The organism is Geodermatophilus sp. SYSU D01119, from assembly GCF_054049975.1.
The window spans coordinates 35,199-55,677 of the sequence record NZ_JBJGYL010000030.1 but is presented as its reverse complement, the minus strand read 5'-3'; the positions used below and the strand labels follow the sequence as shown (position 1 = coordinate 55,677).

General features: G+C 76.9%; 16 protein-coding genes. 8 read left to right on the top strand and 8 right to left on the bottom strand.

The window, feature by feature from the left end; genetic code table 11:
- Positions 1-150: 150 nt before the first annotated feature.
- Positions 151-1,233, bottom strand: a complete 1,083-nt coding sequence (locus ACI79X_RS19790) for a hypothetical protein (RefSeq protein ID WP_457027131.1) — start codon at positions 1,231-1,233, stop codon at positions 151-153.
- A 124-nt stretch (positions 1,234-1,357) separates the two neighbouring features.
- Between ACI79X_RS19790 and ACI79X_RS19785 the strand changes: the two genes are divergently transcribed.
- Positions 1,358-2,170: a deoxyribonuclease IV gene (locus tag ACI79X_RS19785; RefSeq protein WP_457027130.1), complete on the top strand. Its 813-nt coding sequence runs from the start codon at positions 1,358-1,360 to the stop codon at positions 2,168-2,170.
- A 73-nt stretch (positions 2,171-2,243) separates the two neighbouring features.
- Here the strand turns inward: ACI79X_RS19785 and ACI79X_RS19780 are convergent, their stop codons facing one another.
- The 3 genes from ACI79X_RS19780 to ACI79X_RS19770 form a co-directional block, all read right to left on the bottom strand.
- The gene (locus tag ACI79X_RS19780; protein WP_457027129.1) at positions 2,244-3,770 is read right to left on the bottom strand and encodes a glycosyltransferase family 87 protein; all 1,527 of its coding nucleotides are present in this window, start codon (positions 3,768-3,770) and stop codon (positions 2,244-2,246) included.
- 22 nt (positions 3,771-3,792) lie between these two features.
- Positions 3,793-6,243, bottom strand: a complete 2,451-nt coding sequence (locus ACI79X_RS19775; RefSeq protein WP_457027128.1) for a transglycosylase domain-containing protein — start codon at positions 6,241-6,243, stop codon at positions 3,793-3,795.
- A 150-nt stretch (positions 6,244-6,393) separates the two neighbouring features.
- Positions 6,394-6,825, bottom strand: a complete 432-nt coding sequence (locus ACI79X_RS19770) for a DUF5318 family protein (protein ID WP_457027127.1) — start codon at positions 6,823-6,825, stop codon at positions 6,394-6,396.
- Positions 6,826-7,023: 198 nt separating this feature from the next.
- On the opposite strand from ACI79X_RS19770, the gene ACI79X_RS19765 reads away from it, so the two are divergent.
- The 3 genes from ACI79X_RS19765 (at position 7,024) to ACI79X_RS19755 (ending at position 9,707) form a co-directional block, all read left to right on the top strand.
- Positions 7,024-7,656, top strand: a complete 633-nt coding sequence (locus ACI79X_RS19765; RefSeq protein WP_457027126.1) for a PadR family transcriptional regulator — start codon at positions 7,024-7,026, stop codon at positions 7,654-7,656.
- 106 nt (positions 7,657-7,762) lie between these two features.
- On the top strand, positions 7,763-8,842 hold the full coding sequence (locus ACI79X_RS19760) for an inositol-3-phosphate synthase (RefSeq protein WP_457027125.1): 1,080 nt from the start codon (positions 7,763-7,765) through the stop codon (positions 8,840-8,842).
- 109 nt (positions 8,843-8,951) lie between these two features.
- A complete protein-coding gene (locus ACI79X_RS19755; protein ID WP_457027124.1) occupies positions 8,952-9,707 on the top strand; it encodes a hypothetical protein in 756 nt (251 codons plus the stop codon).
- Positions 9,708-9,830: 123 nt separating this feature from the next.
- Here ACI79X_RS19755 and ACI79X_RS19750 read toward each other — a convergent pair whose 3' ends face one another.
- On the bottom strand, positions 9,831-10,493 hold the full coding sequence (locus ACI79X_RS19750) for a YqgE/AlgH family protein (RefSeq protein WP_457027123.1): 663 nt from the start codon (positions 10,491-10,493) through the stop codon (positions 9,831-9,833).
- A 63-nt stretch (positions 10,494-10,556) separates the two neighbouring features.
- Between ACI79X_RS19750 and ACI79X_RS19745 the strand changes: the two genes are divergently transcribed.
- The gene (locus tag ACI79X_RS19745; protein WP_457027122.1) at positions 10,557-11,834 is read left to right on the top strand and encodes an MFS transporter; all 1,278 of its coding nucleotides are present in this window, start codon (positions 10,557-10,559) and stop codon (positions 11,832-11,834) included.
- Between the two features lie 4 nt (positions 11,835-11,838).
- Here the strand turns inward: ACI79X_RS19745 and ACI79X_RS19740 are convergent, their stop codons facing one another.
- From ACI79X_RS19740 to ACI79X_RS19730, 3 genes are all read right to left on the bottom strand, one after another.
- On the bottom strand, positions 11,839-12,762 hold the full coding sequence (locus ACI79X_RS19740) for a matrixin family metalloprotease (protein ID WP_457027121.1): 924 nt from the start codon (positions 12,760-12,762) through the stop codon (positions 11,839-11,841).
- Between the two features lie 260 nt (positions 12,763-13,022).
- Positions 13,023-13,946 (bottom strand): matrixin family metalloprotease, encoded by a 924-nt coding sequence (locus ACI79X_RS19735; protein ID WP_457027120.1) that lies wholly within the window; start codon positions 13,944-13,946, stop codon positions 13,023-13,025.
- A gap of 98 nt (positions 13,947-14,044) precedes the next feature.
- Complete coding sequence (locus tag ACI79X_RS19730; protein ID WP_457027119.1) at positions 14,045-15,529, bottom strand: CCA tRNA nucleotidyltransferase; 1,485 nt, start codon at positions 15,527-15,529, stop codon at positions 14,045-14,047.
- 41 nt (positions 15,530-15,570) lie between these two features.
- Here ACI79X_RS19730 and ACI79X_RS19725 point away from each other — a divergent pair, with 41 nt between their 5' ends.
- From ACI79X_RS19725 to murJ, 3 genes are read left to right on the top strand one after another with little or no spacing between them, the layout of a single operon-like run.
- Positions 15,571-16,047, top strand: a complete 477-nt coding sequence (locus ACI79X_RS19725; RefSeq protein ID WP_073422062.1) for an NUDIX hydrolase — start codon at positions 15,571-15,573, stop codon at positions 16,045-16,047.
- Positions 16,040-18,403, top strand: a complete 2,364-nt coding sequence (locus ACI79X_RS19720) for a DUF6049 family protein (protein ID WP_457027118.1) — start codon at positions 16,040-16,042, stop codon at positions 18,401-18,403. Before ACI79X_RS19725 ends, ACI79X_RS19720 begins: the two co-directional genes overlap by 8 nt.
- Positions 18,400-20,457 carry a murein biosynthesis integral membrane protein MurJ gene (gene murJ / locus ACI79X_RS19715; RefSeq protein ID WP_457027117.1) on the top strand — a complete coding sequence of 686 codons (2,058 nt, stop codon included), beginning with the start codon at positions 18,400-18,402 and terminating at the stop codon, positions 20,455-20,457. Before ACI79X_RS19720 ends, murJ begins: the two co-directional genes overlap by 4 nt.
- The last annotated feature ends 22 nt before the right edge of the window (positions 20,458-20,479 follow it).

Here is a 20,479-nt window from a genome sequence, read left to right as displayed (position 1 = left end):
GGGCGGCTGCAGGACGTCTGCAGCAGGAGGGTCGTACACGCGTCGCGCGCCCTGCCTGCCGGGACGGCACACGGGACGCGCAGGTCGAGGGTACCAGCGCGGCCGCCGCCCCCGGCCGGGGACGACGGCCGCGGGGCCGGGACGGGCAGGTCAGGAGCGTCGGCCGCCGGGTGCGCGCAAGGCCAGGTGCGTGCGGACCAGCGCCGCGGTGGCCCCGGCCAGCGCGACGACGGCGAGCAGCGCGGGCAGCGGCAGCCCGGTGGGCGTGGGCGCCCCGTCGGCGGTGACGGTACTGCTCTCCTCGTCGATGGCGGCGGCGTCGAGGCCGCCGAGGTCGCCGAAGACGGGCACCGACGCGCCGTCGGGGCCGCCCGGCACGCCGCCGGCGCCCGCGACGGGGGCACCGGACCCGCCACCGCCGGTGGGCGCGGTCCCGGGGAGGCCGGCGGCCGCGGCGACCGCGTCGCCCACCGGCGCCATCGCGGCGGCCGCGCCGCCGAGGTCGTAGCCGTACGGGTCGCCGTCGACATACTCGGCCGGCGCCTGCGCCGGGGGAGCGGCGGGAGCCTCCGGCGGCGCCCCGGGCTGCGGCACCCCGGGGGCAGGCGGCGGGGGGAGCGGCACGTCGACCGCCGGCAGCTGCGGCAGGCCCACCGACGCCAGGTCCGGCAGCGGCAGCAGGGTGGTGACGACGAACGGCGTCGGGACGCCGATCTGCACCTGGGTCTGCCGCCCGTCGACCGTGACCAGCTGGTTCTGCGGCAGCCGGCTGAGCGCCTGCGTCGTCACCCGGTCCAGTAGCGACCCGACGACCGAGGTGTCCGGCACGACGACGCGGTGGGTGTAGGTGACCGCGCACTGCGGGAAGACGCAGGTCCGGTCGAACCGCTCGCGGTGCTCGGCGTCCCGCGGCAGCGGGTGGGTGCCCGACGGCGTCTGCAGCGTCACGTCGGTGAACACCTGCACGGTGACCAGCGACGGCAGCAGCCCGCCCCCGCCGACCTGCACCGCCTTCGGCTCGATCCGGTTGACGAAGGCCACCTCGCCGCCCGGGTCCACCGACACCAGCGGCGGGGTGAGGTCGCGGATCTCGACCGTGGCGGAGGGCGCCGCCCTCGCGGTGGGGGCGAGCAGGACCGCGCCGCCCAGCACCGCGACCCCGGCGAGCACCAGGGCGGCGAGCCCGCGCGGGGCGCCCCGCCGGACCCTGCCGCGTGCCGTACCGGTCGTCATCCCGAGCCGCCCCCGTCGTCGTCGACGTCGTTCCCGGCGGGTGTCCGCCGTCACCGTCCCAACGACGGCGCCCGCGCAGCGATACGGGTGGGGGCCCGATCCGTGCCGAACTACTGTCGCCGGGGTGGCTGCACACCCGATCGGCGTACACGTCGGACCCGGACTCACCGAGGACAACCAGCTCGACGACGGCGGCCCGCTCGCCCGCGCCGCGGAGATGGACGCCGACGGCGTGCAGGTGTTCCTGGGCGACCCGCAGGGCTGGAAGGCGCCGCTGCCGCGCCCGGACGCCGAGGACCTGCTGGCCTCCGACGTCGCCGTGTTCGTGCACGCGCCCTACGTGCTCAACGTGGCCTCGACCAACAACCGCATCCGGATCCCGAGCCGGAAGAACCTCGCCGTGAACGCGCGCGCGGCCGCGGCGATCGGCGCCCGCGGCATGGTGGTGCACGGCGGGCACGTGCTGGCCAAGGACGACCCGGCCGCCGGGTTCGACAACTGGCGCAAGACCTTCGCCCGGCAGGCCGAGGAGGGCGGCTTCCCGCTGCCCCTGCTCATCGAGAACACCGCGGGCGGCGACAACGCGATGGCCCGCGAGCTCGGCGCGGTGTCGCGGCTGTGGGACGCCGTCGGGGAGTTCGGCGCGGGGTTCGTCCTCGACACCTGCCACGCCTGGGCGGCCGGCTGGGACCTGGAGACCGCCGTCGACGACGTCCGGGCGGTCACCGGCCGCATCGACCTGGTGCACCTGAACAACAGCCGCGACCCGCAGGGCTCCGGCCGCGACCGGCACGCGCCGCTCGCCTCGGGCGAGATCCCGCTGGAGCTGCTGCTGGAGGTGGCCCGCGCCGCCGACTGCCCGGTCGTGCTCGAGACCCCCGGCGACGCGGCGTCCCACGCGGAGGAGGTCGCGCTGGTCCGCTCGGCGCTGGGGTGACAGCCGGCCGGGCGGCCTGCCTCACGGCGTCCTGGCTCAGCCCACGGCGTCCTGGCTCACCGCCGACGGTGAGCTAGGACACCGCATGATCAGGCGGCCTGATCGTGCGGGGTCTGCGGCGCAGGACCAGCCGGTCGTCCGCACCGTCCAGCGGGCCGCCGGCGGGGTCGTCGACGGCCGGCCACGACGTGCGGACGACGTCGCCGTCGGGGCGCCACACGTCGCGCACGACGAGCGCCACGAGCACGACGACGGCGACGTCGCGGACGACGACGCCGAGGAAGAACCACTCCACGCCGACGCCGCGGTCGTCGGTGCCGAGGTACCAGAGCATCCGGACCACCCACAGCACCGCCTCGGTGGCCTGCCACAGCAGCAGCGACCGCCAGCGCGGGCGGGCCAGCACCGCGAGCGGCAGCAGCCACAGCGAGTACTGCGGGCTCCACACCTTGGTGACCAGCAGGAAGCCGGCGACGAGCAGGAAGGCCACCTGGGCCACGCGCGGGCGCACCGGCGCGGCCAGGGTCAGCCAGCCGACGGCGGCCACCACCAGCAGCACGCAGACCGCCACGACCGCGTTGAGCACCACCGGCGTCTCGCCCTCGGCCAGCGGCCCGTCGAACAGGTCGCCGCCGGCCGCGGTGATCGCGATGTTCCACAGCGTGTCCGGATCGGCCGGCCGGCTGCTGTTGAGCCGGAAGAACAGCGACCAGTTCTCCGGCGCGAGCAGCGCCACCGGCAGGTCGACGGCGACCCAGGCGGCGCCCGCGGCGACCGCCGCCCGCAGCCAGACGCGCACCGTCCCGGCGCGCACGCAGAGCAGGAACAGCGCGCCGAGCACCAGGACCGGGAAGAGCTTCGCGGCGGTGCCCAGGCCGAGCAGCACCCCGGCGAGCACCGGCCGCTCGCGCGCCCAGGCCCACAGCCCGCACGCGGCCAGGGCGACGGCGAGCAGGTCCCAGTTGGTGAAGGCGTGCACGAGGAGCAACGGCGAGAGGCCGATCAGCGCCGCGTCCCAGGGGCGGCGGCCGGCGGCGCCCATGACGGCGCGCACGGTGACCAGCGCGCACAGGCTGAGCAGCAGGCAGGTGGCCACGTAGTAGGCCTGCACCGGTGGCACCTGGGGCAGCAGGCCCGCCGCCGTCGCCAGGTCCTCGTAGCCGCGCCCGAGCAGGGCCGCCAGCGCCATGAACGCCCCGGTGAGCACCGGGTACTCGACGGCGGAGTCGAGGTAGGGGAGCGCGCCGGTGTCGAGGCCGTGGATGCCGAACAGCGGGACGGCGTCGGAGTAGCAGAGGTGGGTGTACTGCACCGACCCGGCCCAGTTGCCGTCGGAGCAGGGCGCCTGCTTGAGCCACGCGAACGCGAGCACCACGGTCGCGTAGAGCAGGCAGACCCGCAGCGGCGTCCAGAACAGGGCCCGCCCGGTGACCGCGTGCCGTCCCCACGGGCCGCCGACGGCCTCGCTGGCCTGCGCGGCGACCGGGTCCGACCAGGTCGGCACCACGCGGTCGGGGCGGCCGGGCGGCGCCGGGAACGCCGCGGGCCCGTCCGCCGGCGGGGGTGCCGGGGCGGACGGGCCCGAGGGGGTGGAGCTCACGTGCGTCAGTGTGCCGGGCGGGTCAGCCCGTGGGTTGGGCCACCTGACCGGGCGCGGGGGCCGGCGAGCCGTTCTGGTCGCCGTTCCCGTTGCCCTGGTCGCCGTTGCCGGGACCCTGGCCCCCGAGGTCGGGGATCCCGTCCCCGTTGGTGTCCCCGGGGACCGTGGGCGGCTGCTGCTGCGTCGTCGTCGGGGACGACGGCGTGGTGGTCGTCGGGGCCGGCGGCGGGGTCGTGGTGGTCGGGGCGGGCGGCGTCGTCGTCGTCGGGGCCGACTGGGTGGGCTGCGACTGGGTCGGCGGGGCCGTGGTCACCGGCGCCGGGACGCCCTCGCCCGTGTCGCCGCGGATCCTCGGCGAGTCCGGCAGGTCCTCCTCCGGCGTGCCGGCCAGGACGGTGTCCATGAACTGCTGCCAGATCGCACCGGGCAGGCCCGAGCCGTAGATGATCGCGCCGTCGGCGTTGCGGATCGGCTCGTAGCCGTCGCTGCCCATCCAGACCGCCGTCGACAGCGAGGGCGTGTAGCCCACCATCCAGGCGTCGGAGTTGTCGTCGGCGTCGATGCCCTGCGTACCGGTCTTCGCCGCCACCTCGCGGCCGCCGTCGAGCGAGCGGCGCGAGTACTGCGCCACGCCCTCGAGGGCGAAGGTGGTGTCGTTGGCGACGTCGGCCGACATGACCTGCTCGCCGGCGTCGGCGCCGCTCTCCAGCAGCACCGCACCGGTGGTGTCGGTCACCCGGGCGACGAAGTGCGCCGCGTGGTGCACGCCGCCGTTGGCGAAGGTGGCGAAGCCGACGGCCTGGTCGATCGGGCGCATCTCGTACTCGCCGATGCCGATCGAGGAGCCGGTCACGCCGCCGGAGCCCGGCGCGGTGAGCGTCGGCTGGTCGTCGAGCAGGCCGCCGGTGGTGGCCGGCCAGGTCTCCGGCATGCCGGTGGCGGCCAGCGCCGTCGCCCGCACGTTCTCCGGGCCGACCTCGTAGGCCAGGCCGTAGAAGGTGGTGTTGAGCGAGCGGGTCATCGCCTCGACGAGGGTGCAGGCCGCGCAGGACGCGCCACCGGAGTTGCGCACCGGGGCCTCGCGGTCGGGGAACTCCTGCGGGGAGCTGCCGTCGCGGCGGGAGTTGACGCCGATGCCCTGGTCGAGGGCGGTGGCCAGCACGTAGGGCTTCATCGACGAGCCGGGCTGGCGGCGGGCCTGGGCGTAGTCGACGGCGCCCTCGCCGGCGCCGATCTCCCCGCCGTAGTAGGCGCGCACCGCGCCGGTCCTCGGGTCGACGGCGACCAGCGCCTGCCGCAGGTTGCCCGGCTCGCCCTCCATGACGTCGAGCACGCTGGCACGGGCGGCGTCCTGGGTGGCCTTGTCCACGGTGGTGGTGATGCGCAGGCCGCCGGCGCGGATCTGCTCGTCGGAGTAGCCGCGGGCCTCGAGCTCGTCGATCGCCTGCGACACGACCAGGCCCTCGGGGCCGGTGGGGACGCCCAGCGCGGCGGACTCCGGCCGCGGCAGCACCGGCGGGTAGACCGAGGCGTCGCGCTCGGCCTGGGTCATCCAGCCCTCCTCGACCATCGCGTCGAGGACCAGGCCCCAGCGGTCCTGCGCGCCCTCGGGGTTGGCCTCGGGGTCGTAGGAGCTCGGGCTGCGGACGAGGACGGCGAGCACGGCGCCCTGCTGCGGGGTGAGCTGCGCGGCCGGGACGCCGAAGAAGGTGTTCGCCGCGGCCTCGATGCCGTAGGCGCCGCGGCCGAAGTAGATGGTGTTCAGGTAGTTCTCGAGGATCTCGTCCTTCGAGTACTCGTTGTCCAGCTTGACCGCGAGGAACAGCTCCTGGAACTTCCGGCTGAACGTCTGCTCCGACGACAGGAACGCGTTCTTCACGTACTGCTGGGTGATCGTCGAGCCACCCTGCGTCGAGCCGCCGGTGAGGTTGTTCCAGGCGGCGCGCACGATGCCGGTGAAGGAGATGCCGGGGTCGGAGTAGTAGTTGCGGTTCTCCGCCGCGAGGATCGCGTTGCGCGCCGGCTCCGACACCTGGTCGAGGCCGACGTTGGTGCGGTTGGTGTCGCCGAGGCGGGCCATCTCGGTGGTGCCGTCGGCGTAGTAGACGACGGTCGTCTGCGCGTTCTGCACGGAGTCCGGGTCGGGGACCTCGGTGGTGGCGTAGACGACGCCGACGAAGACGCCGAGCAGCACGAACATGCCGGCCAGGAGGCCGAGCAGCACCTTCAGCCGGCGACGGCGGCGCTGCTTCTTCGTGCGGGCCTTCTTGCCGCCGGGCTTGCCGCCGGCGGGGCGGGAGCCGGTGGGCCGCGAGCCGCCGGGGCGCGATCCCCCGTCGCGGGCCGCCGTCGTGCGGCCGCCGCCGCCCCCGGACGGGCGGCGGGCACCCGGGCCGGACGCGCGGGCGGCGGGCGGCCGCCGGGGCGGGCCGCCGGACGGCCCGACCGGCGAGGTCTCGTCGTGGGGAGGCACCAGGGAGCCCCTCCTCGGTAGTCGGTGGGCAGGTCTCGATCCGGCCCAGCGTGGCGTTGTCTGCTGTGTGCACCGGGGAGGACGCGCGGGTGCGCGCCGTCCGCGGGACGGGTGTGACGGAGGGGTCCGCCGGGATCCCCGGCGGACCCGCTAGCGCTGCTCGGTGGCCGCGCGGCCCCGCGCGCGCTGGCGGCCCCGCTGCGGCGAGCTCCCCGGCGCCGGCTCGGTACCGAGGACGTAGGAGCAGTCCAGGTGGTTCCAGCCGCAGCCCCGGCACACCTCGACGGCGTACACGGAGAACTCCTCCTGCATCGCGTCCATCCGGGCGAGCTCCGCGTCGGTCTTGGCCTGTCCGGCCACGTGGCCGAGGGCCTCGCCGTACACGTAGTTCACCATCGTCAGGCGCTCGCGCCGGCACACCGGGCAGGTCTCGTCGGTGGGCTGCCCGTGGTACCTCGCCGCGCGGGTGAGGTAGGGGCTCGCGTCACAGACCTCGAAGAGCCCGGTGCGGCCGGCCTGGACGTCCGCGAGGACGGCTCGCCGGTGCAGCGAGTAGTCCACGACGGAGCGACGTCCGGGCACGGCCGCCAATGTACGCAGGGACGCCAGTCCCGGACCCCGGACGCGGCCGCCGGGAGCACCCCCGGGCGCGCGGGCGGTGGTGTGTTCGCTCACCTCCCCCGCCCGATCGGGCGACGGGGCCGGCGACGGCGTGGTCTCGAGTTGCCGGGCCGTTCACCCCCGGATGTATCGTCCCGATACATCGACCGGCAGGAGCCGATGGGGGGCGAGGTGCTCGAGTTCGCCATCCTCGGACTGCTGCAGCAGGCCCCGATGCACGGCTACGAGCTGCGGAAGCGGCTCGCGGAGGTGCTGGGCGGCCTGCGCAGCATCTCCTACGGGTCGCTGTATCCCGCGCTCAAGCGGTTGCACGCCGCCGGGCTCGTCACCACCGACGAGCCCGACCGGGGGGCGCCGCTGCCGGCCGACGCACCGCCGCTCACCGGACGGCGCGGGAAGGTGGTCTACACGATCACCGCGGAGGGCAAGGAGCGCTTCGCGGAGCTGGTCAGCCAGGCCGGCCCCGAGGCGTACGACGACGGCAGGCTCTTCGGCGTCCACCTCGCCTTCTTCCGGCACACCGCCGCCGACGTGCGGCTGCGCATCCTCGAGGGGCGCCGCCGCACGGTCGAACGGCAGCGGGACGGCCTGCGGTCCTCACTGGCGCGGACCCGGGAACGGCTCGACCGCTACACGCTGGAACTGCAGCGCCACGGCCTCGACTCCGTCGACCGGGAGGTCCGCTGGCTGTCCGAGCTCATCGACAGCGAGCGCCGCTCCCCGGGCCCGGGGCAGGACGCCGCGGACCGCAGCGGCAGCGGACCACCGGAGAACGCACCAGGGCAGGACTGAGCACAGGCCTGTCCGCACCACCGGCTGCGGCCCGCCAGCGCAGCCACCGCCAGGACCGGAACGGTCCCGCGACACGGACCACCCGGTCCAGGGAGAAGGGAAGACCATGGGAGCTGTCAAGGTCGCCATCGTCGGCGTCGGCAACTGCGCCGCCTCGCTGGTGCAGGGCGTGCACTACTACCGGGACGCCGACGAGACCACCTCGGTCCCGGGCCTCATGCACGTCCGCTTCGGCGAGTACCACGTCTCCGACGTGGAGTTCGTCGCAGCGTTCGACGTCGACGCCAAGAAGGTCGGTCGTGACCTCTCCGAGGCCATCGTCGCCAGCGAGAACAACACCATCAAGATCGCCGACGTCCCCCCGCTGGGCGTCACCGTGCAGCGCGGCACCACCCTCGACGGCCTGGGCAAGTACTACCGGGCCACCATCGAGGAGTCCGACGACGAGCCCGTGGACGTCGTCGCGGCCCTGCGCGAGTCCGGCGCCGACGTGCTCGTCTGCTACCTGCCCGTCGGCTCGCAGCAGGCCGCCGAGTTCTACGCCCAGGCCGCCCTCGACGCCGGCGTCGCCTTCGTCAACGCCCTGCCGGTGTTCATCGCCGGGACCAAGGAGTGGGCGGACAAGTTCACCGCCGCCGGTGTCCCGATCGTCGGCGACGACATCAAGAGCCAGGTCGGCGCGACCATCACCCACCGGGTGCTGGCCAAGCTGTTCGAGGACCGCGGCGTGCAGCTCGACCGCACGATGCAGCTCAACGTCGGCGGCAACATGGACTTCAAGAACATGCTCGAGCGGGAGCGCCTGGAGTCCAAGAAGATCTCCAAGACCCAGGCCGTCACCAGCCAGGTCGACCGCGACATGGGCACCGACAACGTGCACATCGGCCCGTCGGACCACGTGCCGTGGCTGTCGGACCGCAAGTGGGCCTACGTCCGCCTCGAGGGCCGCGCGTTCGGCGACGTCCCGCTGAACCTGGAGTACAAGCTCGAGGTCTGGGACTCCCCGAACTCGGCCGGCATCATCATCGACGCCGTCCGCGCCGCCAAGATCGCCAAGGACCGCGGCATCGGCGGCCCGATCCTCTCGGCGTCGTCGTACTTCATGAAGTCCCCGCCGGTGCAGTACAGCGACAGCGAGGCCCGCGACGCCGTCGAGGCCTTCATCCGCGGCGAGATGGAGCGCTGACGCGCTAGCCGCGTCCCGCGTGCCCGCAGGCCCGTCCCCCGACCCGGGGGGCGGGCCTGCGGCCTGTCGGGGGTCCGGTGCCGCCCCCGGGCTGCCTACGCTGGCCCGCATGCCGCGCCGCCTGCTCGCGACCGCGCTCGTCCTGCTCGGCGTCGGGCTGACCGGCTGCACGGACGAGGGCGCCGACCGGCAGCCCGGCGACCCGGTGACCGCCGAGGAGGCCGAGGTGCTCGCCGGCCTGCTGGCCCGGGAGACCGAGGAGGGCGGCGCGGACGTCGTCGTCACCGCGCCGTTCGGGGAGGAGGGCCTGCTCACCCTCACCGGCGAGGTGGACCTCGCCGGGTCGGCCGGCCGGGCGCGCGCCGTGACCACCTACGGCGACGGGCGGCCCGACGACGTCCGCACGCTGTTCTTCACCCGCGAGCAGGTCTGGTTCGGCGACGTCCCCGGCCTGCCCGAGGCGCTCTCCGCCGCCGGGCTGCCCGACGTCCCGTTCGTGCGGCGCCCGCTGGCCACCGGCCCCGACGCGGTGCCGCTGACCGACGTCCTCGTGCAGGTGGTCCTCAACCTGGGCGCGGAGGAGGCCGACGACGCCGGCGCGTTCCTCGGGGCGGTCACGTGGGAGGGGCAGCGGTCGATCGACAGCCGGCTCGCGACGGTCTACGCGTCGGACGCGGGCTGGTCGGTGGCCGTCGACGACACCAGCGAGCTGCTGCTGCAGTACGAGACGGAGCTGCCCGGCCAGGGGACCGACGTGACGGTGACGCTCGCCGACCACGGCGCGCGGACCATCGCGCTGCCGGGCGAGGACCAGGCCCTCGACGCGACCGCGCACCCCGAGGTGGCCGCGGCGCTGGGCATCTGAGCGGGGCCCGGGCATGGGAGGAGGGGGCGGCCTCTTCCCCAGACCGCCCCCTCCGGCCTCATTCCTACCACGGGCCGCCCGTCCGGCGCCTCCCGGGACGGCGTGTCGGGGGAGGCCGGCGGCCTAGTTCGCCGAGGGGTCGGCGGGCGCGGTGGACAGCACCGCCAGGCGTCCCCGCTGGCGGCCGAGCACCGCGCGCCACAGCTCGGGGCCCGAGAGGTCGCTGAGCACGTCCTCGGGGGTGCCCGGCACGCAGGCCCAGGCGCCTTCGGCGATCTCGCCGGCGAGCTGCCCGGGCGACCACCCGGCGTACCCGGCGAACACCCGCAGGCCGGTCAGCCCGCCGTCGAGGGCGTCGGGGTCGGCGTCGAGGTCGACGAGGTAGACGTCGCCGGCCACCCGCCGCAGGCCGGCGGGCTCCGCGCGCTCGCCGGGGCAGGCGGCCAGGCACAGCGCGGTGTCGGTCTCGCACGGGCCGCCGACGTGGAACACGCCCGGCTCGACGGCGAGGTCGCACCAGCCCGGCAGCACGTCGCGGATCTCGACCTGGCTCGGCCGGCCCAGGACCACGCCGAGCGTGCCGCTGTCGTTGTGGTCGAGCACGTAGACGACGGTGCCGGCGAAGTTCGGGTCGCTCAGCGCCGGCATCGCCACCAGCAGCGACCCGGGGCCCACGTCGTCGAGGGTGCCCGTGGACAACTGGGGCACCGCCGCGCGGCGTCGGCCCGGGACGGCCGGAGCGGGGCGGCCGGACTCGGGATCGGGTGACGAGGGCACCGAGGACATCGATCCCAGTGTGCAACAGTCCGGCCGCCGGGGGAGGGCGAGGCCGCGCCGTACGGTGAGCGGGTGCCGCGCGCCGACACCTCCGTGCGGCACCTGCTCGCCCGCGCCGACTTCCGCCGGCTGCTGGCCACCCGCCTGCTCGCCCAGTCCGGCGACGGCGTCCTGCAGGCCGCGCTGGCCGGCACGGTGCTGTTCAACCCGCAGCGGGCCGCCGACCCGGTCGACGTCGCCGCCGCCTTCGCCGTCCTGCTGCTGCCCTACTCGGTGGTCGGGCCGTTCGCCGGCGTGTGGCTGGACCGGTGGAGCCGCCGGCAGGTGCTGGTGCGGGCGAACCTGCTGCGCGCCGGGCTGGTCGCCGTCCTGGCCGCGCTCGTCCTGGCCGGCGACGCCGGCGTCCCCTTCCACGCCGCGGGGCTGGCCGTCTTCGCCGTCACCCGGTTCCTGCTGTCGGCGCTGTCGGCAGGGCTGCCGCACACCACCGACCCGGCGTCGCTGGTGCCGGCCAACGCGCTGTCGACGACGTCGGGCGCGGTGGCCACCGTCGCGGGGGGCCTGGTCGCGCTCGGCCTGCTGCAGCTCGCGCCGCCCGGTGACTCCGCCTACGCGGCCGTGGCCCTGGCGGCGGCGCTGCCGTGGCTGGCCTCGGCCGCCGTCGCCGCCGGGTTCGGGACGGCGCACCTGGGGCCGGACTCCATCACCGGCCCCGCCCCGGTGGCGGCGCGGGAGGTGCTGCGCGGCATGGTCGCCGGCGCCCGGCACGTGGCCGCGCACCCGCCGGCCGCCGCGGCGCTGGCCGCCATCGGCGCGCACCGGCTCTGCTACGGCCTGCTGACGCTGCTCACCCTGCTGCTCTACCGCAACACGCTGACCGACGGCGCCGGGCCGCTGTTCCCGGGCGGGCTGGTGGGCCTGGGCCAGGTGCTCGCGGCCGGGTCGGCCGGCACGCTGCTGGCCGCCGCGGTCACGCCCCCGGCGGTGCGGCGGCTGGGCACCCGCGGCTGGGTGCTCCTGCTCCTGGCCACCGGCGGGGTGCTGCAGCTCGGGCTCGTGCTCACCTTCGCCCCGCCCGGCATGGTCGCCTCCGGGCTGGTGCTCGGCTTCGTCGCGCAGGGCGTGAAGATCTGCGTCGACGCCACCCTGCAGGCTCGCGTCGACGACGACTTCCGCGGCCGCGTCTTCTCCGTCTACGACACGCTGGTCAACGTCACCTACGTAGCGGCGCTGGTGGCCGGGGCTTTCCTGCTGCCCGCGTCGGGCCGGTCGGTGCCGGCGCTGCTCGTCGTGGCCGGCGTCTACCTGCTCACCGCCGCCGGCTACGCGCGGGCCACCCGGGCCCGCTGACGCCTCAGAGGCCCGGCTCGCACGCCCCCCGGCCCAGGCGGGCCAGCCCGGCGAGGTCGCCGGGGCCGAAGCCGGTCTGGCCGGCGTTGGTCCCGTGCATCAGCTCGGCGGGGTCGTCGACGTGGTCGAGTCCCACCACGTGGCCGAGCTCGTGCATGAGCACGGCGCGGATCTCCTCGCGCCCGCCCGGGGACAGCGCGGCACCGGCCGACCAGCCGGCGTCGAGGGTGACCGCGCCGGAGACGTAGACCCACGGGCCGCCCGCCGAGTACGCGACGCTGCCGCCGAGGCCGGCGACGGTGTCGGCGAGCTCGGGCACCTCCTCCGGCGTCGACCAGCTGACCAGCACGGGCGCCCAGCGGTCGCCGTAGCGGTCGGGCTGGTGGGCCGGGCGCTGCTCGGACCACGCCTCGTCGGTGGTCCCGTCGGCCACGAACCGCAGGCCGGTCGCCGCCGACACCCGCGCGACGGCGTCGGCGACCAGCGCCTCCGCGCCGGCCGGGGCGTCGTCGAGGGCGACGACGTAGTGCACCGGGCGGCAGGGGTCGTAGGCCACGGGCGTGACGCCGTCGGGCTGGTGCTGCACGAAGGCGTAGCCGCCGGTGTCCGGGGCGGCGCCGGGCCGCCCGAGGGGCGCGGCCTCGGACCCCAGGCCGGGGGGAGGGCGGTCGCCGTCCACCCCGAGCAGCCCGCCGCCGGCGGAGGAGTCGGGGTCCGCGGGGGCGGACCGGGAGAGCTCGCCGGCGAGGTGCGCGGCGCCGAGGCTCAGCGCGACGACGGCGCCGACCGACAGCAGGGCGCGGACGGGGGAGGAGCGGCGGCGCGGCGCGGGCGGCGCCCAGGTGCGCCGGTCCGGTGGCGCGACGGGCCGGCCGGTGGCCTGGTCGAGCACCCACTGCGGCACGCGGCCGGTGGGGGAGGTGGGCACCGGGGGCGGCCCCCACGCGGGCGGCGGCGGGGGCGGGGGCGGGGGCGCCCAGGGCGGCGGCGGCTGCGGCGCTGCCCACGCGGGCGGCAGCCGGCCGCCGGAGCCGGGCTGCTCCGGGGGCCACGGCGGCCGTCCGCCGCGCCCGTCCTGGTGTCCCCCGTGCACGCGCCGTCCTCCCGTCGGTCCTCCCGCGGATCCTCCCGGCCGGACCGCCCGCCGGGTAGCGGGCGCTCCGGCCGGCCACCCCGAGGGGGGAGCGGTCAGAGGCCGGGCTCGCAGGCCCCGCGGCCCAGCCGCGCCAGCCCCGCGCGGTCGCCCGGGCCGAGCACGCGCTGGCCGTCGTTGTGCGCGTACATGAGCTCGGCGGGGTCCTCGACGTGCCCGAGACCGACGACGTGACCGAGCTCGTGCACCAGCACCGCCGCCACCGCGGCGCGGCCCTCGGGGGTGCCGACCCGCCCGGCGGCCCAGTCGGCGTCGACGAGCACGCTGCCGGTGACGTAGACGGCCGGCCCGCCGGCGCGCACCGCGTCGCTGCCGCCGCGGGCGGCGATCCCGCCGCCGACGTCGGGGTTGGCGGCCGGCGGCTCGAAGGAAACCAGCACCGGCGCCCAGCGGTCGCCGTAGCGCGCCGGCTGGAAGGCCGGCCGGTCGCGGGTGACCCGCTCGTCGGTGCGGCCGTCGTGGACGAACGTCAGCCCGGTGGCGGCGGCGACCTCCGCGACCGCGCCGGCGACGAGCTCCTCGGCGCCCGCGGGGGCGTCGTCGGGACGGAGGACCCAGTGGACGGCGCGGCACGGGTCGTAGGCGACCGGGCTCACGCCGTCGTCCTGCACCGCGAGGTACTCCCAGGTGCCCGCGGAGGGCGCCGGGGGCGGGGTACCGAGCGGCCCGGGCGCCGCGCCGGTGCCGGGGGTCGGCCGCGTGCCCGGCGCGGCCGCCGCGGCCGCGCCCTCGGCGAGGGCGAAGTCGTAGGGGTCGGCGCCCCAGGCGTCCCCGACCTCCCGGCCGCCCAGCCAGAGCGCCAGCGCCAGCGCCAGGCAGCCGGCGGTGGCCTCGCGCACCCGGGAGCGGGGGAGGACCGGCCGGCGCAGGCCGGGCGCCGGCGACCACAGCGCGGCGGTGCCGCCCTCGGAGGGCCACGCCGGCCGGCGCGCGCGCCCGTCCGGCCCCCCTCCGTGCACGCCTGCCCCCGTCCCGCGGTCCGGCGCTCCGTCCTACCGGCGGGACCCTCGGCGCGGGAGGGGCCGGGCGGGGGAGGCCACCCGGGCGGGGGAGACGGTCAGCCCCGCGCGGCCCACCAGGCGCGCAGCTCCGCCTCGGCCTCGTCGGGGTCGAGCGGGCCGCGCTCGAGGCGCAGGTCCTTGAGGAACCGCCACGCCTCGCCGACCTCACGGCCGGGACCGATGCCCAGGATCTCCATGATCGCGTTGCCGTCGAGGTCGGGCCGCACCCGCGCGAGGTCCTCGGCCGCCGACAGCTCGGCGATGCGGTGCTCCAGCGAGTCGTAGGTGGCCGACAGCGCCGCGGCCCGGCGCCGGTTGCGCGTCGTGCAGTCCGAGCGCACCAGCTTGTGCAGCCGGGGCAGCAGGTCGCCGGCGTCGGTGACGTAGCGGCGCACCGCCGAGTCGGTCCACTCCCCGCGGCCGTAGCCGTGGAACCGCAGGTGCAGGAACGTCAGCCGGGCGACCTGCTCCACGACCTCCTTGGGGTAGCGCAGCGCCGTCAGCCGCTTGCGGACCAGCTTGGCGCCGACCACCTCGTGGTGGTGGAAGGAGACCCGCCCGCGTGGCTCGTGCCGGCGGGTGGCCGGCTTGCCGATGTCGTGCAGCAGGGCCGCCAGCCGCAGCACGAGATCCGGGGAGCCGGCGTCCGGGTCCGCCTTCTCGAGGGCGATCGCCTGGTCGAGCACGGTCAGCGAGTGGCTGTAGACGTCCTTGTGCTGGTGGTGCTCGTCGATCTCCATCCGCAGTGCGGGCAGCTCCGGCAGCACGACGTCGGCCAGGCCGGAGGAGACGAACAGCTCCAGGGCGGCGCGGGGGGAGTCCTGCAGCAGCGTCTTGGACAGCTCGGCCTGCACCCGCTCGGGCGTGATGCGGGCCAGCTCGCCGGACATGCCGGTGAGCGCCTCGACCACCTCGTCGACCGGGGTGAGCCCCAGCTGGGCGACGAAGCGCACCGCGCGCAGCATGCGCAGCGGGTCGTCGGCGAAGGAGTCGGACGCGCGGCCGGGCGTGCGCAGCCGCCGCGCGAGCAGGTCGCCGAGGCCGCCGAAGGGATCGGTCACCGTCCGGTCGGGGCCCAGCGACACGGCCATCGCGTTGACGGTGAAGTCGCGGCGGGCGAGGTCGTCGGCGAGCGACGTCCCCCAGGCCACCTCCGGGTTCCGCGACTCGCGGTCGTAGCGGTCGGCGCGGAACGTCGTGATCTCCACCCGCGTGCCGCGGATCTCGGCGCCCACCGTGCCGAAGGCGATCCCCTGGTTCCACGTGGAACCCGCCCAGCCGCGCAGCAGCCGGAGCACCTGCTCGGGACGGGCGTCGGTGGTGACGTCGAGGTCGCCGTCCGGGAGGCTCACGCCGGTGCCGGCGGCCAGCAGGGCGTCGCGCACCGAGCCGCCGACGAGGTGCGCTTCGAAGCCCGCCGCGGCGAACCGCTCGCCCAGCTCGACCAGCACGGGGGACACGTCGACCAGGGCACGCACGGTCTCCTGGACCGCCGGCGGGACGAGCTCGGCGGCCGGACGACTCTGGGGCTCTCCGGACACGACGAGCCAGGGTAGGCGACGTCTCGCGCTACCCTCCTGGCATGGCAGGGACCGGCGGACGAGGGCGCCCCGGCCGCCGTCTGCGCCGGGTCGACGAGACCTCCGCGGGGGGCCTCGTGGTCGCCGACGACGGCGTCTCCGGGCCCCGGGCCGCGCTGATCGGGCGCACCGACCGCCGCGGCCGGCTGCTGTGGTCGCTGCCCAAGGGTCACATCGAGGAGGGCGAGACCCCCGAGGACACCGCCGTCCGGGAGGTCGCCGAGGAGACCGGGATCATCGGCGAGGTCCTCGCCCCGCTCGGGATCATCGACTTCTGGTTCGTGGCCGAGGGCCGGCGCGTGCACAAGACGGTCCACCACTTCCTCCTGCGCGCCATCGGTGGCGCCCTGTCCGACGCCGACGTCGAGGTGACCGAGGTCGCCTGGGTCCCCCTCGACGAGCTGAGCGGCCGGCTGGCCTACGCCGACGAGCGGGCGCTGGTCGAACGCGCGCCGGCACTGCTCGCCGACAGTGCGTGACCCCGCGCGCGAGGTCCGTCCCAGGCACGAGACGCCCGCGGCCGGGACCGGCCGGCGCCGGGGGACCGCGACGCGCTGCCGCCGCACGGGTCTCGGCGCGGGCCTGACCGCGGCGCTGCTCGCCCTCCCGCTGCTCGCCGTCCCCCCGGCCGCCCTGCCGCAGGCCGCCGCCGCCCCGGCCGCGCCCACCGCACCGACGGCGCCCGCGACCGACCCCGATCGCCCGGTGGTCGTGACGCTCACCCGCTTCGACCCGCGCACGGTCGCGCCCGGCGGCACGGTCACGCTGGCGGGCACGCTGACCAACACCGGCACCGAGGCACTCAGCGACCTCGGCGTCCGGCTGCAGCGCGGCGCGGTGGTCACCAGCCGGGCCGACCTGCTGGCCAACGACGCCGACCCCGACCCGGCCACCGCCGTCACGGCCCCGTTCCAGCCCCTCGAGGGCGTCCTCGAGCCGGGCGGCACCCTGTCGTTCACCTACACGGCCACCACCGCCGACCTGCAACTCGACCGCGACGGCGTCTACCCGGTGCTGTTCAACGTCAACGGCACCGACCCCGAGGGCGAGCCGTCGCGGGTCGGGGAGATCGCCACCTCCGTGGTGCAGCAGACCGTGGCCCCCGCGGCCGCGACGTCGGTGGCGTGGCTGTGGCCCCTGGTCGAGCGCACCCACCGCGACGCCTCCGGCGAGTTCGTCGACGACGGCCTCACCGCGCTGGTGTCCGAGGGCGGCCGCCTCGACCGCGCGCTCGCCGTCCTCGAGCGGCTGCCCACGGTCCTCGCCCCGGGCGCGCCGACCGCCACCCCGGTCGCCCCCGTGACGGTCGCCGTCGACCCGGCCCTGGTCGAGGAGCTCGCGCTCATGGCCGAGGGCCCCTACGACGTCGCGGGCGAGGAGGGTGCGGGCACCGGCACCGAGGCCGCCGCCGCGTGGCTGAAGCGGCTGCGCACCGTCGCCGCCGACCACACCGTGCTCGCCCTGTCCTACGGCGACGTCGACGCCGACGCGCTGGTGGCCGCGGGGCTCCCCGGCGCGGTCGCCCGCAGCCTGCCCGCGGGGCCGGACACCGCCGGCGACTCGACCGGCGACTCGACCGGCGACTCGACCGACGACGAGGAGACCGCCCCCGGCCCGGCCGGCGCGGCCCTGCTCGGCGAGGTGCTGGGCGTGACCCCGCGCACCGACCTGGCCTGGGCCGCCGGCGGCTCGCTGCGCGCCGACACCCTCGGCACGCTGCGCGACGGCGGCGTCGAGCGGGTCGTCGTCGCCTCCAGCGCGCTGTCCGGCGGCGAGGCGGTGCTGGGGACCACCGGCGACGGCGCGGCCGCCCGCACCAGCGTCCCCGGCGCGGACGGCCCCGTGGAGGCGCTCGCGGCCGACAGCGGCCTGTCCGCCGTCGTCGGCGCGGCGGGCAGCACCGCCGGCGGCCCGCGGGTCGCCGAGCAGCGCTACCTGGCCGAGCTGGTGCTGCTGTCCCAGCAGCCGGTGGCCGACCCCGCCGGGCAGTCGGTGCTGGTCGCCCCGCCGCGCGACGTCGACCCCGAGCCCGAGGCGGTCGCCGCGATGATCGCCGACACCGCGCTGCCCGGGCTGCGGCCGGCGTCGCTCGCCGACCTGGCCGCCGGGCCGGTCGCCGAGGCCGGGGAGCCGGTGCAGCCGGCCGAGGCCGCGGCGCTCGACCCCGAGGGCCTGGCCGACCTCGCCGGCGCCGAGGGCGTGCGCGACGACCTGGCCGGCGCCGTCGTCGGCGACCCGGACGCGGCGCTGGCCCCCTACGACCGCGCCCTGTCCCGCACCGCCGCGGCGTCCTGGCGCGACGAGCCGGCTGCCTTCCGCGCCGCCGCCGCCGACCTGCGCGACACCCTCGGCGGACTGCGCGAGCGGGTCACGCTGCTCGCCCCGGCCGACGGCACCTACAGCCTGGCCTCCAGCGACGCCCCGCTCGTGCTCACCGTGCAGAACGACCTGCCCTTCGCCGTCCGCGTGGAGGTCGAGGCCCGCACCCGCGACAACGTCGGCCTGACCATCGGCGACCTCGGCCCCCAGGAGATCGCCCCCGGCGAGCGGACGACGCTGGAGGTGCCCACCGAGGTCCGCCAGTCCGGCCGGTTCGCGGTCACCGCCGGCCTCACCACGCCCGACGGCGGCCCGCTCGGCGAGGACGTCGCCATCCAGGTCCGCAGCACCGCCTACGGCACGATCTCGCTGTCGATCACCATCGGCGCGGCGGTCCTGCTCGGGCTGCTGTTCCTCCGCCGCGGCGTGCTGTTCCTGCGCCGCCGCGGCCGTCCCGACGACGACGCCGGCCTGCCCGACGGCGCGGCCTTCCCGCCGAGCCGGAGCCCGGTGTGACCGGCGGTCCCCGCAGCGAGGAGGACGCCCCGGCCCAGCGGCCGCTGCCGCCGGTGCCTCCGTCGGCCGGCCCCCGGCCGGCCGGCCGCGGGCGCCCGCTGCCCCCGCCGCCCTATCCCGTCGCCCCGCCGCCGGAGTCGCGGCTGCCCGCGCCGCAGCGGCCGGTCCCGCCCGTCCCGCCGCCGGCCCGCCCGCGGCCGCCCGTACCGCCGCCGTCCCAGCCGCCGGGCCCCTCGCGGTCGTCGTCGGCGACGCCGCCCGCGACCCCCGCGCCCGGCCCCGCCCGGCGTCCCGACCGGCCGCTGCCCCCGGTGCCCCCGCCGGTGCGCCGCCGGTTCATCCCGGCCGACGAGACGCAGGTCATCCCGATCCTGCAGCTCCCGCCGGTGCCCTCGGCACCCGGCGAGACCGAGGAGGAGGCCCAGCGCCGCGAGGGCGCCCCCGGCGGCAGCCGCGGCATCCTCCGGGCGGCCGGCACGATGGCGGTGGCCACGCTGGTCTCCCGCATCACCGGGCTGCTGCGCACGATGGTGCTCACCGCCGTCCTCGGCGTCGGGCTGGTCGGCGACGCCTACACGACCGCGAACACGCTGCCCAACATCGTCTACGAGCTGCTGCTCGGCGGCGTCCTGACCTCCGTCATCGTGCCGCTGCTGGTGCACGCGCAGGAACGCGACCGCGACGGCGGCGTCGCCTACGCGCAGCGGCTGTCCACCATCGCGGTCGCCGGCCTGGTGGTGGTCACCGCGGCCGCGATCGCCGTCGCGCCGCTGCTCACCGCGCTGTACGGCATCCAGGAGGACCCCGAGCAGGTCCGGCTGGCCAACTGGCTGGCGCGGATCCTGCTGGTGGAGATCGTCTTCTACGGCGTCGGCGCGCTGGCGCAGGCGATCCTCAACTCGCGCGGCGTCTACGGCCCGCCCGCCTGGGCGCCGGTGCTCAACAACGTCGTCGTCATCGCCACCGGCGTGCTGTTCGTGCTGTCCGCAGGCCCCGGCGACCTCGAGCCCGCCACGATCACCGCCGGCCAGGTGTGGCTGCTCGGCGGCGGCACGCTGCTCGGCATCGCCGTCCAGGCGCTGGTCCTGGTGCCGCTGCTGGGGCGCGCCGGCGTGCCACTGCGGCCGCGCTGGGGGCTGCGCCAGACGGGTCTGCGCGAGGCCGGGAGCCTCGGCGTGTGGGTGGTCGTCTACGTGGCGGTCAGCCAGATCGGCGTCATCGTGGCGACCCGCGTCGCCAACGCCGCCGGCCGCGACGGGGGCCTCGGCAACTTCGCGTTCCAGAACGCCAGCCTGCTGTTCCAGATGCCCTACGGGATCATCGGCGTCGCCCTCCTGACGGCGCTGGTGCCGCGGATGAGCCGCGCCGCCGCCCGCTCCGACGTCCCCGGCGTCGTCCGCGACCTCGCACTCGGCACCCGCCTGTCGGCGCTGGGCCTGCTGCCGGTCAGCGCGGCGCTCACCGTGCTCGGCCCGCCGCTCGCGGTGGTCGCCTTCGGCCGGGGCAACACCGGCGTCGACGACGCCCGCGCCATCGGGCTGGCCCTGGCGATCGGCGCGTTCGGGCTGCTGCCGATGGCCGTGACGCTGCTGCAGCTGCGGGTGTTCTACGCCATGAAGGACGCCCGCACGCCCACGCTCATCCAGGTGGGCATGGTGGCCGTCCGGGTGCCGCTGCTGCTGCTCGTGCCGGCGGTCGTCGGACCCGAGCACGTCGTCGCCGGGCTGATGCTGGCCACCAGCGCCACCTACCTCGCCGGCTGGGCGTTCGGGCACCTCGCGCTGCGCCGCCACCTCGGCGGCGCGGGCACCGGCGGCACCCTCGGCCCGGTGCTGCGGATGGTGCTCGCGGCCGTCGTCGCGGGGCTGCTCGGCCGGCTCGTCGTCGGGGTGACCGACGACGCGTTCGGGACCTCGGTGGGGGGCTCGCTCGCCACCCTCGTGATCGGTACGGTTGTCGTCGGAGTCACGGCCCTCGCCGGCTTCGCGCTCGCCCGTGTCCCGGAGCTCCGGGAGCCCCTCGCCGCCGTCCGCGCGCGGCTGGGCCGCGGGTGAGCGACGGGGTGGCGGGGTACGG